The organism is Clostridium sp. C105KSO13 (genome assembly GCF_001517425.1).
In the GTDB taxonomy this organism is placed as follows: domain Bacteria; phylum Bacillota; class Clostridia; order Lachnospirales; family Lachnospiraceae; genus Muricomes.
This window is the reverse complement of the sequence record NZ_FBWL01000169.1, coordinates 49140-62554: the sequence shown is the minus strand read 5'-3', so window position 1 is coordinate 62554 and position 13415 is coordinate 49140. Positions and strand designations below refer to the sequence as shown.

Annotated in this window: 11 protein-coding genes; 2 read left to right on the top strand and 9 right to left on the bottom strand. The window is 43.4% G+C overall.

The window, feature by feature from the left end:
* Nucleotides 1–297: 297 nt before the first annotated feature.
* Nucleotides 298–489, top strand: a complete 192-nt coding sequence (locus tag BN3456_RS11360; RefSeq protein WP_089984257.1) for a hypothetical protein — start codon at nucleotides 298–300, stop codon at nucleotides 487–489.
* Between the two features lie 54 nt (nucleotides 490–543).
* On the opposite strand, the gene spoIVA is transcribed toward BN3456_RS11360, so the two are convergent.
* From spoIVA to der, 4 genes are all read right to left on the bottom strand, one after another.
* A complete protein-coding gene (gene spoIVA / locus BN3456_RS11355; RefSeq protein WP_089984256.1) occupies nucleotides 544–2016 on the bottom strand; it encodes a stage IV sporulation protein A in 1473 nt (490 codons plus the stop codon).
* Nucleotides 2017–2080: 64 nt separating this feature from the next.
* Nucleotides 2081–3073 carry an NAD(P)H-dependent glycerol-3-phosphate dehydrogenase gene (locus tag BN3456_RS11350; RefSeq protein ID WP_089984255.1) on the bottom strand — a complete coding sequence of 331 codons (993 nt, stop codon included), beginning with the start codon at nucleotides 3071–3073 and terminating at the stop codon, nucleotides 2081–2083.
* Nucleotides 3074–3094: 21 nt separating this feature from the next.
* Entirely contained in the window at nucleotides 3095–3739 is a 645-nt protein-coding gene (plsY, locus tag BN3456_RS11345) for a glycerol-3-phosphate 1-O-acyltransferase PlsY (RefSeq protein WP_089984254.1), read from the bottom strand.
* A 2-nt stretch (nucleotides 3740–3741) separates the two neighbouring features.
* Nucleotides 3742–5070, bottom strand: a complete 1329-nt coding sequence (der, locus tag BN3456_RS11340; RefSeq protein ID WP_089984253.1) for a ribosome biogenesis GTPase Der — start codon at nucleotides 5068–5070, stop codon at nucleotides 3742–3744.
* Between the two features lie 218 nt (nucleotides 5071–5288).
* On the opposite strand from der, the gene BN3456_RS11335 reads away from it, so the two are divergent.
* Nucleotides 5289–6467: a ribose-phosphate pyrophosphokinase gene (locus BN3456_RS11335; RefSeq protein WP_089984252.1), complete on the top strand. Its 1179-nt coding sequence runs from the start codon at nucleotides 5289–5291 to the stop codon at nucleotides 6465–6467.
* Nucleotides 6468–6534: 67 nt separating this feature from the next.
* Here BN3456_RS11335 and ilvA read toward each other — a convergent pair whose 3' ends face one another.
* From ilvA to acpP, 5 genes are all read right to left on the bottom strand, one after another.
* The gene (gene ilvA, locus BN3456_RS11330) at nucleotides 6535–7749 is read right to left on the bottom strand and encodes a threonine ammonia-lyase (RefSeq protein WP_089984251.1); all 1215 of its coding nucleotides are present in this window, start codon (nucleotides 7747–7749) and stop codon (nucleotides 6535–6537) included.
* Nucleotides 7750–7772: 23 nt separating this feature from the next.
* A complete protein-coding gene (gene ftsY / locus BN3456_RS11325) occupies nucleotides 7773–8714 on the bottom strand; it encodes a signal recognition particle-docking protein FtsY (RefSeq protein ID WP_089984250.1) in 942 nt (313 codons plus the stop codon).
* A 116-nt stretch (nucleotides 8715–8830) separates the two neighbouring features.
* Nucleotides 8831–12391, bottom strand: coding sequence for a chromosome segregation protein SMC (gene smc, locus BN3456_RS11320; protein ID WP_089984249.1), 3561 nt, complete (start codon nucleotides 12389–12391; stop codon nucleotides 8831–8833).
* Between the two features lie 7 nt (nucleotides 12392–12398).
* Entirely contained in the window at nucleotides 12399–13088 is a 690-nt protein-coding gene (gene rnc / locus BN3456_RS11315; RefSeq protein ID WP_089984248.1) for a ribonuclease III, read from the bottom strand.
* Between the two features lie 92 nt (nucleotides 13089–13180).
* Nucleotides 13181–13411, bottom strand: a complete 231-nt coding sequence (acpP, locus tag BN3456_RS11310; protein ID WP_089984247.1) for an acyl carrier protein — start codon at nucleotides 13409–13411, stop codon at nucleotides 13181–13183.
* Nucleotides 13412–13415 lie beyond the last annotated feature (4 nt).

Here is a 13415-nt window from a genome sequence, read left to right as displayed (position 1 = left end):
TAATATATGGATATGATAATGTACAATTGCGGGAACGGTTGACCCTTTGAGAAAGGGGATGATGCCTATGCAGTATGTTACATATGATACCCTGTTTCAATTGGGGATCCTTACTGTTTCTATAATAGGTCTTGTTTACAAGATAAGTCATAAAAACAAAAAATAACCGCCCCTAGACCTGAGAATCTAAGCGGTTATCTTTGCCTTAGCAATTACTCACAAGGGGCACAACTTAGCACCACCCTTTGTATATAAATAGTATATACAAATCTCTATCAAAAATCAAGAGGTGATTTCATGGGTGCTAAATACACTAAGTCACAGAACAGAGCCACGCAACGATATTTAAAAGTAAACTATGATCAAATAAATATACGGGTTCCAAAAGGTAAACGCGAAATATACAGAAGTTATGCGAAAGCTCTGGATAAAAGCCTTGCCCAGCTTATTACCGAACTATTAGAAGCCGACATGGAGAATACCCCATAACAATTCATTAGAGAGAGCATATCTGCTCTCTCCATAAGTAGTCATATAGATCGTCTAAATGATAATGCACACCAGTCCGCCGTTACTGTCGTTTACTACTTTCTGCATAGTATCCTGGAGCTTTACCTGACTTTCATCATTGATCATTGTCAGCTTATTATGCATTCCGTCCATCACCAGATCTTCAACGGATTTTCCAAATATATTGGTTCCCCATACTCCATCCGGTGTTTCACTCTCAGCCTTTAAGTACTCCACCAGGTCCTGGGCCTGTTTTTCATTACCTACAATAGGCGCGATCTCTGTCTCAATATTTGCCCTTATCATGTGAATAGAAGGTGCCTCAGAATGGATTTTCACGCCGTATTTGTTACCCTGCTTAATAATCTGTGGTTCATTTAGTACAATTTCCTCTTTCTTCGGACTCACCATTCCGTAGCCTTTCATTTTCACATCGGCAAATGCGTCTTTTATCTGCGTATATTCTTCTTTCATTGCTGCCAGCTCTTTCATGGCAGATATTAACTCATATTCGCCTTTAATATCTGTACCTGTCAGTTCACTGAGTACCTCATAATAATACTGGTCCGCTAAATCTATCTTGATTTTCACCTTCCCGGTATCCATCTCGATTTTTTCTACACTAGCCTTCTCTATGTAAGGACTTTCCGTCTGAGGAGCCCCGCCGGCGGTGCTGCGCATATCTTTCATTTCATCCATAATCACTCTTACATTTTGCAGCAGATCCTTCTTAATCCGATGGTCTTTTGACAGCATTTCCACCCATTTGGGAATATAAAACTCCACTTCAGATATAGGAAATTCGTACAACACTTGTGCCATAATATTGTGAATATCCTCTGTTCTAAGCTGCTCACAGTTTACCGGCAGTACAGAAACCCCATATTTTTCTTCCATTTCCGCCTGCAGCTCTTTTGCACCATCCCCATGTGGTTTCTGGGTATTCAAAAGAATGATAAAAGGTTTGCCGATAGACTGAAGCTCTTTAATCGTTTTTTCTTCTGCCGGTATGAAATTCTCCCTTGGCAGATCCCCGATACTTCCATCTGTAGTGACCACGATTCCGATTGTCGCGTGGTCGTGTATTACCTTTTGAGTTCCTATAGCTGCTGCCTTAGTAAATGGAATCTCATACTCAAACCAGGGTGTCTTGACCTGGCGCTCCATATCATTTTCAATGTGACCGGAAGCACCGTCCACCATATACCCCACACAGTCAATCAGCCGCACCTTTACCTGTGCATCATCCGATAATTTTATAGTAGCGGCCTCCTTGGGGACAAATTTGGGCTCTGTTGTCATAATGGTTGTGCCGGATGCAGACTGTGGCAGTTCATCCTTAGTTCTTTCTTTTGCATGTTCATCTGTCATATTGGGCAGTACAAGCAGATCCATAAACCTTTTAATAAAAGTTGACTTGCCTGTCCGAACCGGGCCCACCACTCCAATATAAATCTCTCCGTTTGTTCTTGCTTTCATATCATTGTATAATTGAAATGAATCCATAGAAATACCCCCTTGTTCTGCTTATACCAATGTATGCACAGAAAAGGGGGATTATTCCTGGTGTTTAATGTTCACTCTTCACCTCGCGGAGCATTAGTTCATCTACTGCCTCTGCAGGGTTTTTTCCTTCAAACAGGACTTTATTGACTTGCTCTACAATGGGCATGGGAACCTGATATTTCTCTGCCAGTTTGGCGGCAGCTTTTGCGGAATAGACTCCTTCCACCACCATGTTCACTTCTTTCATGGCTTCTGACATGGTTTTTCCCTGTCCCATAAGATAACCGGCCTTTCTGTTCCGGCTGTGCACGCTGGCGCATGTAACAATTAAATCTCCGATTCCGGAAAGTCCGGTAAATGTTTCGATTTTGCCCCCCATTTTCACTCCAAGCCTTGCTATCTCTGCAATTCCTCTAGTGATCAATGCCGCTTTCGTGTTATCTCCATAGCCCATCCCATCGGCAATTCCGGCTGCCAGTGCAATCACATTCTTCAATGAGCCGCCCAGCTCTATCCCTAACATGTCCGGGCTTGTATACACACGGAATACACGGCTGATAAACATATCCTGCAGGTATTTTGCAGTCTTCTCCGTCTTTGCTCCGATGACACAGGTAGTAGGCAGTCCTCTTCCCACTTCTTCCGCATGAGTTGGACCTGACAGAACTGCCACATCTGCCTGCGGTATCTCTTGTTTAATCTGTTGAGAAAGGGTCATCAGAGTTGTCTCCTCAATGCCTTTCGCAACATCTACAATTATCTGTCCTTCTTTTATATAGGGGCTCATCTTTCTCGCAGTCTCTCTTGTAAACGGTGACGGCACTGCCAGCACAAGAAAATCTCTGCCCGTGAGTGCCTCTTCCAGATTACTCGTAAAGATTAGCTCCCGAGGCAGTCTCACTCCGGGGAGTTTTGCCTCGTACTCTCTTTTTTCAGAGAGCATCTTCACCTCTTCCTCGCTGATAGACCAGACCGTAACCTGATGTCCATTGTTGTGAAGCAAAAGAGACAGCGCTGTTCCCCAGCTTCCGGCTCCCAACACACTTACATTTGCCATGATATTCCTCCCTTTTTCTATTTACTTGTCCGTTTTCTTGCTGTCTGAACCAAATTTATTTTCCGTACCTGCAAGAAGACGCTTGATGTTTTCTTTATGTCTGAACCATGCCAGAATAGTTAGTAATAAAACTACTATGTAAAGCTCATACCGATAGGGAACCGTCATATTAAATTCTCCCAGGGCTCCAAACACAAGCACCTCCAGAAAAAATGTAGAGGAGGCCAGCAGAGATCCCAACGATACAAACCTTGTAAAAATCGCTGCTATCAAAAATGCTGCCAGCGGTATGGGCACCATCAACGGGTTAAAGGATAATACAAGTCCGGCCAGCACAGCGATTCCTTTTCCTCCTTTAAAATGAAGATAAAACGGAAAGTTATGCCCCAGAGTGGTGCCAATGCCTGCGTACATACACAGCAGAGGCAAAAGATTGCTGTCTTCATACATGTAACGCACAATAAAAATTGCTGCCACACACTTCAGCACATCTCCTGCAAATGTAAGAAACCCGGCCTTCCACCCCATCACACGCACTGCATTGGTAGAGCCTGCATTACCGCTCCCTGCTTTTCTGATATCAATATGATTTAGTTTTCCCACAAGATACCCTGTCTGCAAAAGGCCACAGGCATACCCAATCAGAATACAAATGACCCGTTCCATAACTACTGCTCCTTTTCCTTTCTCTCCCTGATGAAAAATTTCAATGATGTCCCTCGAAAGCCAAAAGCCTCCCGAATTTTATTTTCCAGATATCTGGTATAAGAAAAATGCATCAATGCCTTGTCGTTTACAAAGATAACGAACGTAGGCGGTTTTACAGACACCTGTGTGATATAGTATAATTTTAGTCGTTTTCCCTTATCAGAGGGGGGCTGCTGCATGGCAACAGCTTCCGACAGGATCTCATTGAGCACACCGGTAGCCACCCGCAGTGTCTGGTTCTCAATGATTATATCGATTCTCTCATAAAGCTTAGACAGGCGTTGTCCTGTATGAGCTGAGACAAACATAATCTCTGCATAAGACAGATAAGACAGAACCTGGCGGATCTTATTTTCATATTCTTTCATGGTTTTATCATGCTTCTCAATAGCATCCCATTTATTTACGACAATCAAAATCCCTTTGCCGCGCTCATGTGCAATTCCGGCGATCTTTGCATCCTGTTCCGTCACACCCTCCACAGCATCAATAATCAGCAGAACCACGTCTGCACGTTCCACTGCCGCTACGGTTCTGATAATACTGTAACGTTCCAGTTCTTCTTTAATCCTGCTTTTCCTGCGCAGTCCGGCCGTGTCAATGAAAATATACTCCCTTCCACCGTGCACAATCTCTGTATCAATCGCATCCCTGGTTGTCCCTGCCACATCGGAAACAATCACTCGGTTCTCCCCCAGCAATTTATTGATAATAGAAGATTTTCCCACATTTGGCTTTCCTACAATTGCAATCCGGGGCCTGTCATCCTCTTCCTCTTCACCGGCCCTCTCAGGAAAATACCCTGTCACTACGTCCAGCATATCCCCAAGTCCGAGCCGGGATGCTGCTGAAATCGGAACCGGATCACCGATTCCAAGGTTGTAAAATTCATATATATCCGGCATCGTTTTTGCAAAATTGTCTACTTTATTTACTACAAGAACAACAGGCTTTCTGGATCTCCGCAGCATATCTGCCACCTTGGAATCAGAATCCACCAGCCCTTGTTTTACATCTGTGATGAAAAGAATTACATCCGCCGTATCAATGGCAATTTGTGCCTGATCTCTCATCTGGGAAAGAATAACATCCTTACTGTCCGGCTCGATTCCGCCGGTATCAATCATGGTAAAATCCTTGTCCAGCCAATTTACATCCGCATATATCCTGTCACGTGTGATGCCCGGTGTATCCTTTACAATAGAAATCATCTCACCTGCCAGGGCATTGAATAATGTAGATTTACCGACATTTGGCCTTCCTACAATCGCTACTACTGGTTTACTCATATTTATCTGCTGCCTTTCTATCTTCTCAAATCTCAATTTATTTCAATATTATTCATTCATTACTTTCCAAGTTTACCATATTTCCAATTAAAATGGTAGAGATTTTTCAGGTCCTGCAATCGCATACTTGAATTTATTCTGGAAAAATGATATAACCATATGTGTAAAAGAACTGAAGTTTCCAGCTGCTCAAACTTCGTTAAACATAGGAGAAAAACATGTCAAACATCAATTTATTAGAAAACACTCTTCCTGTCGCCCCACTGAAAATCATAGCCATGGAAAGCTGCAGGGCTCTGGGTGAGAAGGTCAATGACTATATTGTATCTTTCCGTGAAAATACAATATGTGAAATTAAGTCCCCTTCCCCTCTTTACGTTAACTACGAGTCCAGAAATTATCTGGTGGACTGCAGTTGTCCCAGGTTTGGTTCCGGTGAGGGAAAGGGAATTCTCAAAGAGACAATCCGTGGAACAGATTTGTTCGTTATGACGGATGTGTGTAATTATAGTTTAACCTATTCTCTGAATGGACATACCAACCATATGTCACCTGATGACCATTATCAGGATCTCAAACGTATCATCTCCGCTGCCACAGGTAAAGCTCGGCGCATCAACGTTATCATGCCTTTTCTGTACGAAAGCCGCCAGCACAAGCGTACCAAGAGAGAATCTCTGGATTGTGCACTGGCGCTGGAAGAATTAAAAGACATGGGCGTTGCGAATATCCTCACCTTCGATGCACATGATCCGAGAGTCCAGAATGCAATTCCCTTAAGTGGATTTGACAGCTTCAATCCGCCCTACCAGTTCATGAAAGCCTTGTTCCGTGCAGTGCCGGATTTAAAAGTAGATAAAGATCATTTAATGATTGTCAGCCCTGACGAAGGTGCCATGCACCGGGCTGTTTACTTTTCTAACGTTCTCGGTGTGGACATGGGTATGTTCTACAAGCGTCGGGACTACTCCACTGTAGTGAATGGCAAAAACCCTATCGTAGCCCATGAATTTCTGGGTGATAATGTAGAAGGTAAGGATGTAATCATCGTAGATGATATGATTTCTTCCGGTGAGAGCATGCTGGATGTTGCCAGACAGCTCAAAGAATTCCATGTGAAGCGGGTCTTCGTATGTACCACTTTCGGACTATTCACGGATGGTTTTAACAAATTCGATGAATATTACGAAAAAGGATATATAGACCGGGTTGTGACAACGAATCTCACCTACCTTCCTCCCACATTATATGAAAAACCGTATTTTGTAAAAGCGGACATGAGTAAGTTCCTGGCCCTGATCATTGACTCTCTAAATCATGATACAAGTATCGGTGCAGTTATGAATCCCACCGATAAGATACATGCTCTTTTGGAAAGGAAACACATGAGCCGTTAAAAATAAAAACTCCTCAATTTCAGGTCTCTTTCTGAAGCTGAGGAGTTTTTTATCTTTTATTTTATCGTCAATATAATTTTGCACTGATTAGTTTAGGCCGGAACCCTTTCTTCTCCAATGCCTCCATAATCTGATGTTTGTGCTCCGTTCCAAATGCTTCCATTGTGATTCTCAATTCCACTGCCGCATTCCTGTTTGTACTTACAAACTGATTGTGCTCCAGCTTAATAACATTGCCCTGAGCATCGGCAATGGTTGAAGCAACGCTTACCAGTTCGCCCGGTTTATCTGGTAAAAGTACCGATACAGAGAAGATACGATCCCTTTTTATCAACCCATGCTGCACAACCGAGGACATAGTAATAACATCCATATTTCCGCCGCTTAAGATACACACTACCTTCTTCCCTGTACAGTTCAGCTGCTTTAAAGCTGCAACAGAAAGAAGTCCTGAATTTTCAACGATCATTTTGTGGTTCTCTACCATATCCAGAAAGGCACCGATAAGTTCGTCGTCATCCACTAAAATAATATCATCCACATTCTCCTGCACATAAGGGAGATTCTGAGCTCCCACTGCTTTTACTGCAGTACCGTCCGCTATCGTATTGGCACTCTCAAGTTTCACTACCTTGTTTGCCTTCAAAGCCGCACTCATGCTGGCTGCCTCCGTAGGTTCCACACCGATTACTTTTATTGTCGGATTCAGCATCTTTGCCAGAGTAGCAACCCCGGTGATAAGTCCGCCTCCGCCGATTGGTGCCAGAATGTAATCCACAGTAGGAAGCTCCTGCACAATCTCCATAGCAATGGTTCCCTGCCCGGTAGCTACATCCAAGTCGTCAAAGGGGTGTACAAAAGTATATCCATGTTTCTCGGCAAGCTTATATGCATAGGCACAGGAGTCATCATACACATCCCCATAAAGAATTACCTCGGCCCCATAACTCTTGGTACGGTTCACTTTTATGAGCGGCGTCACCGTAGGCATGACAATAGTTGCTTTGCATCCAAACTTTTGAGCCGCATATGCCACACCCTGCGCGTGATTTCCGGCTGATGCGGTAATCAATCCCTTTGCCCGTTCTTCTTCAGTCAGTGTACTGATTTTGTAATATGCGCCGCGAAGTTTGTAAGCTCCGGTATGCTGCATGTTCTCCGGCTTTAAGTACACCTTTGCTCCATACATATCACTGAGATAATCACTGAATATCAGCTTGGTGGGATTGGTCACTTGTTTTACAATTTCACTGGCTTCTTCAAATTTTTCTAATGTCAGCATTTTACCCCTTCTTTCTTCTTTTGCTATTCTTCCTCGATTCCACTACTATAGAATAATGCGTTTACAAACTCTTCTGCATCAAACTTCTGCAAATCGTCAATTGCCTCTCCGACACCGATATATTTGACCGGAAGTCCCAGCTCCGACTGTATCGCCACGGCAATGCCGCCCTTTGCGGTGCCGTCCATTTTTGTCAGGATAACTCCTGTGATATCTGCCACATCATTGAACTCTTTTGCCTGTGCCAGCGCATTCTGCCCGGTAGTTGCATCCAATACTACAAGAGTCTCTTTGTAGGCTTCGGGATATTCTCTTTCAATGACACGGTTGATTTTACGCAATTCTTCCATAAGGTTCTTTTTGTTGTGCAGCCGCCCTGCTGTATCACACAAAAGAATATCTGCTTTTCGTGCCTTTGCCGCAGCTACTGCATCATATACCACCGAAGCCGGGTCTGCCCCCTCCTGTCCTCCGATCATATCAACTTCCGCACGGTTTGCCCATTCTTTCAGCTGTTCTCCCGCCGCTGCCCTGAATGTATCGGCTGCAGCCAATATTACTTTTTTGTGCTGCACATGAAACTTACCGGCCAATTTTCCAATGGTTGTTGTTTTTCCGACTCCATTGACTCCGATCACGAAAACTACGGATGTCCTGTTTTCATATTCATAGGCAGTATCACCCGTCTTCATTTGCTCCCTAATGCTGTCAATCACAAGCTGCCTGCATTCTATAGGTTCTTTAATATGCTGTTCTTTCACCTTTACCTTCAGATCATCAATAATCTCCATGGTGGTTTTTACACCCAGATCCCCCATGATCAGTATTTCTTCCAGCTCCTCATAAAATTCATCATCTATTTTAGAAAACCCAGAAAACACACTATCCATGCCGGAGACAATATGATCTCTCGTTTTCGTCAGTCCGGCCACCAGCCGCTTAAAAAACCCCTGTTTTTCTTCCATCTTCTTCCTCCTGCTTATGCCACCTGGACCTGGTCTTTTCAGGCCCTCGTGGAAAAGTACATCCTATCGACTTAGACGGGATCCTTTCACGTCTTAGTGACATGGGTGTTTCGTTATTATTTATCTAGCTCCTCTTCCAGCAAATCCACGGAGACGAGTGTAGACACACCTTTTTCCTGCATTGTAATACCGTATAGCCTGTCTGCGGCTGTCATGGTGCCTCTTCTGTGTGTAATAACAATAAATTGAGTATGCTTTGTCAGTTTGTGCAGATATTGCGCAAACCGCATTACGTTGTTATCGTCCAGAGCAGCTTCAATTTCATCCAGCAGGCAAAAGGGGGATGGCTTCAGGTTCTGGATGGCAAACAACAGAGAAATTGCTGTCAGTGCCTTTTCCCCGCCGGAAAGCTGCATCATATTCTGCAGTTTCTTTCCAGGCGGCTGTGCAATGATTCTGATTCCCGCTTCCAGTATGTCCTCGTCCTCCATAAGTTCCAGGGTTCCCTTTCCCCCTCCGAAAAGTTGTTTGAATACACTGTCGAACTCCTTGGAGATTAGAGCAAATTGTTCCTCAAACTGCTTTCTCATGGCCTCATCCAGCTCATCAATAATCTTAAGCAGTGTACCTTCAGCCTCCACAAGGTCATCATGCTGCCCTTTTAGAAACTCATAGCGCTCAGAAATGTTTTTATAATCATCGATTGCGTTGACATTTACATCACCCAGTTTCCGTATTTCGCCTTTTAATACCTGAATCTGCCGCTTGATATATGCAAGATCCATTAGATTTGTATTCCGCAGTTCCAGAGCATGATTATAAGTCAGCTCATACTCCTCCCACATATAATTAATCTGCTTTTCTGACGCTTCTTCATAAGACTCTTTCTGGCTGTTTAATCTGTAACATTCTTTATCCAGCTCTGCCATGTGTCTGGACAATTCCTCTCTTTGTCCAAGAAAGTCTTTATGCTTCTGATTCAGTATATCTCTTTGTGCCATCTGGTTCTTGATCTCTACATTGATTTCTTCAAAAAGTTCTTTTGAATTTTCAATGGTATCCCGCAAATCCTTTATTTTTACTTCCTTTTCCTTAATTTCCTCTGATGCATTTCCCTTATTGGTATCCAGATCCTTTAGTTCTGTTTCAAACTTTATGATTTCTTCCTGAATACGTTCCATATTTTCTGAAACAAATGTATTATGCTGCTCTAATCCCGCAAAAGTAAGGTGAACCTCTTCCGAATGTTTCTGTGAAATAGCTTCCTTTTCTCTGTCAGCCTCCAGACACTTCTGCAGTTCTTCAATGTGAGCGTTCAATTCTTTTTCCAGAGTCTCGGAAGTTTCCAGCTCCATATGAACAGAATCTTCATTATCAAGAAGCTCCTGCATTCTCCCTCCCAAATCTGTCTGTTCCTTCAAACAGTTCTCATAGCGTCGGGAGACTTCTCTCTGTCTGGCCTGTACCTGCTCCACGTTCATCCTTGCAGTATTTTCAACAACAGATGCATTTCTCAGCTTTTTCTGCAGTTCATCGATTGTACTGTAGCATGCAGCCCGTTTTACCTTGACCTCCTTCACTGCCTGTTCACAGTCATCCATCTCCTTCTTCAGCATCTTCACAGTCTTCTCGAACTCTTCTATTTCCCGCCGTCTGCTTAAAAGATTGCTGGAACTTTTGAATGCTCCGCCTGTCATGGAGCCTCCGGGATTCATGAGTTCCCCGTCCAGTGTCACCAGACGGAGAGACTGTCTATATTTCCGTGCAATTCGGATTCCGTTGTCAATGTGATCTACTACAAGTGTTCTGCCCAGAAGCTGGTCTGCCAGTCTCTGAAACTGTGGTTCCACATGTACAAGCTTATTCGCGGGACCGATGACTCCCTTTTCATTCATAACCTCTTTCTGCCGAATATCAGCACCCCCGTGCATACTCGTCAAGGGAAGAAATGTGGCCCGTCCAAACTTATTCTGCTTCAGATATGCAATCATACGCTTTGCAGTATCCTCATTATCTGTGACAATATTTTGTATGCTTCCTCCCAGAGCTGTTTCTATAGCAATCTCATACTCTTTATCTACCTTAATAATATCGGCCACAACACCTATAAGACCTTTTTCCCTGTCCTTGTTACTCATCACCTTACGTATGCTGTTGCCGTAACCATCGTAGCGCTCTGTAATGTTCTTTAAGGATTCCAGTCTGGAAGACTCCCGATGATACGCTGTCTGCCCAATACGCAGCTGTTCCTGTTTTTTTGACAGTTCTTGCTGAAAGTTTTCAATTTCCTTTTCATTTTCATTGATTTTTTCAGCATAGACGGCAATCTCGGATGATATCCGCTTTAGCTCACTCTCATATTCAGCCAGAAGGCTTGCCTGTTTTTCAGTCTCCCCGGACATTTCAAGAATCATCCGCCCCAGCTCTGCCTTTCTGACACTTAGCTGCTCCTGAGTGGTTGTATAATGCTGGATTTTTGCTCTGGTGGATGCCCGATTATTCAAAAGTTCTATAACTTCTGCCTTGCTTTGCTCAATCTCAGCGGTCTCGGAGGCGATTCTTGTCTGCACATGAATCAATTCTTCTTTTGCCTTTGCATTACTTTTGGAAATCTCCTCCAGTTTTGCTTTTGCTGTCGCCTGCTCAGCCACAAGCTTGTCCCTTTGATTCTGTCTAGTCTCAATTTCCACCCGAATTGTGGCAAGACGCTTGTCGTAGTGCTCGTCATTTATCCGTATAGTGTTAATTTGTTCTTTCAGAAGATCTATCTGCCCCTCCAACTGCTGCTTCAGCAGCGTGGTTTCATTTAACTGGCTTCTTGCTTTCTCAATGGAGAGCTCTATCTCATCCACCTCATGTTCAATGGCCTCATATTCGGTTTTCATATCCGCATATTTGGCATTTGCCTCTTCCAGCTCATCAGAAACAATTTTAAATTTCCCTTCCAGGTTATTTATTTGATCTTTGATGCGTTGCGTCTCCAGCAAAAACATGTTAATGTCGAACGCTTTAAGCTCTTCTTTTTTCTTTAAATACTCCTTCGCCGCCTCAGACTGCCGCTTCAGAGGTCCTATCTGTTTTTCCAGTTCTGCCAGAATATCATTGACACGGGTCAGGTTCAGCCGTTCTTCTTCCAGCTTCTTCACAGAGAGATTCTTGCGGCGCTTAAACTTTACAATTCCTGCCGCTTCATCAAAAAGCTCCCTGCGCTCTTCCGGTTTTCCACTTAAGATTTTGTCAATCTGGCCCTGTCCGATAATAGAATATCCTTCTTTCCCTATTCCGGTGTCATAAAACATCTCATTGATATCTTTCAGACGGCACCCCGCACCATTGATTAAATATTCACTTTCACCGGAACGGTAGAGTTTCCTGGTCACAGTAACCTCTTCAAATTCCACGGGCAGCTTATGGTCTGCATTGTCCAGCGTAATAGCAACTGATGCATAGCTTAAAGGTTTGCGGTTCTCCGTTCCCGAAAAAATAACATCCTGCATAGTTCCGCCTCTGAGCTGTTTAACTCGCTGCTCACCGAGAACCCAGCGCACAGCATCTGCCACATTGCTCTTTCCACTGCCGTTTGGTCCCACTATGCCTGTTATTCCATTGTGGAATTCAAACTTAATTTTATGAGCAAAGGACTTAAAGCCCTGTACTTCAATGCTTTTTAAATACATATAACACCTACTTTTCTTTTTTCAGCTCCAGTATTGCCTTATATGCCGCTTCCTGCTCGGCTGCTTTTTTTGTCCTGCCCTTTCCCAGGCCCAGACTGCGGTCTCCAACCAGAACTTCTACAAAGAAAGCCTTATTGTGATCCGGCCCCTCTTCCTTTACAAGACGATAGGAAATACCCTCATCTAGCTTCGCCTGTACGATTTCCTGCAAAATGGTCTTGCTATCAAAAAAGAGCTTTTTATTTTCCAGATCCGTCAATATAAACCGATGGATGAACTCTTTTGCATTAGTAAAACCACCGTCCAGATAAATTGCACCAATTAAAGCTTCCAGTGCATCTGATGTGATGGACTCCCTGTGTCTGCCTCCGGTAGCCTCTTCCCCTTTTCCAAGGAGCAGATAGGATCCCAGATTTATATCCCGGGCACAAAATGCCAGCGCCGGTTCACACACCATACTTGCTCTCGTCTTCGTCAGTTCTCCCTCCGATACTTTCGGGGATTCCAGATACAAATACTCGCTGGAAATTAATTCCAATACCGCATCTCCCAGAAATTCCAGTCTCTCATTACAGTAGTATTTCTCCAAATGCTTCTCATTTGTATATGAACTGTGCATCATAGCCTGTCCCAAAAGAGAAAAGTTCTGAAACTTGTATCCTATTTTTTTCTCCAGTTTTTTTAAATCTTCACTCATACACTCATCCTTTCAAAAAAGTTCCCGTGATCGGGACTTCCTCTCATTAAAATGAAAAAGCCCAAAAGGGCTTTTTCGCTTTAATATAACATTTATTCTACAGCCTTTTTTATCTGATCAACGGCGTCCTGTACTGTCGCAATTTTCTCAGCTTCGTCATTGTCAATCTCAATGTCAAATTCTTCTTCAATACCCATGATTATCTGGAAAATATCCAGTGAATCTGCTCCCAAATCATCTACAAATGTAGTATCTGGACGAATATCATCTTTCGAAACGTTCAACACATCTGCAATAATATCCTGTAATTTTTCAAACTCCATAACT

Bases quoted from the DNA above. Each gene is read 5' to 3' on its own strand.
- acpP (WP_089984247.1), bottom strand. From the start codon at position 13,411: ATGGAGTTTGAAAAATTACAGGATATTATTGCAGATGTGTTGAACGTT.
- rnc (WP_089984248.1), bottom strand. From the start codon at position 13,088: ATGAGTGAAGATTTAAAAAAACTGGAGAAAAAAATAGGATACAAGTTT.
- BN3456_RS11360 (WP_089984257.1), top strand. From the start codon at position 298: ATGGGTGCTAAATACACTAAGTCACAGAACAGAGCCACGCAACGATAT.
- spoIVA (WP_089984256.1), bottom strand. From the start codon at position 2,016: ATGGATTCATTTCAATTATACAATGATATGAAAGCAAGAACAAACGGA.
- ilvA (WP_089984251.1), bottom strand. From the start codon at position 7,749: ATGCTGACATTAGAAAAATTTGAAGAAGCCAGTGAAATTGTAAAACAA.
- ftsY (WP_089984250.1), bottom strand. From the start codon at position 8,714: ATGGAAGAAAAACAGGGGTTTTTTAAGCGGCTGGTGGCCGGACTGACG.
- BN3456_RS11350 (WP_089984255.1), bottom strand. From the start codon at position 3,073: ATGGCAAATGTAAGTGTGTTGGGAGCCGGAAGCTGGGGAACAGCGCTG.
- der (WP_089984253.1), bottom strand. From the start codon at position 5,070: ATGAGTAAACCAGTAGTAGCGATTGTAGGAAGGCCAAATGTCGGTAAA.
- smc (WP_089984249.1), bottom strand. From the start codon at position 12,391: ATGTATTTAAAAAGCATTGAAGTACAGGGCTTTAAGTCCTTTGCTCAT.
- plsY (WP_089984254.1), bottom strand. From the start codon at position 3,739: ATGGAACGGGTCATTTGTATTCTGATTGGGTATGCCTGTGGCCTTTTG.
- BN3456_RS11335 (WP_089984252.1), top strand. From the start codon at position 5,289: ATGTCAAACATCAATTTATTAGAAAACACTCTTCCTGTCGCCCCACTG.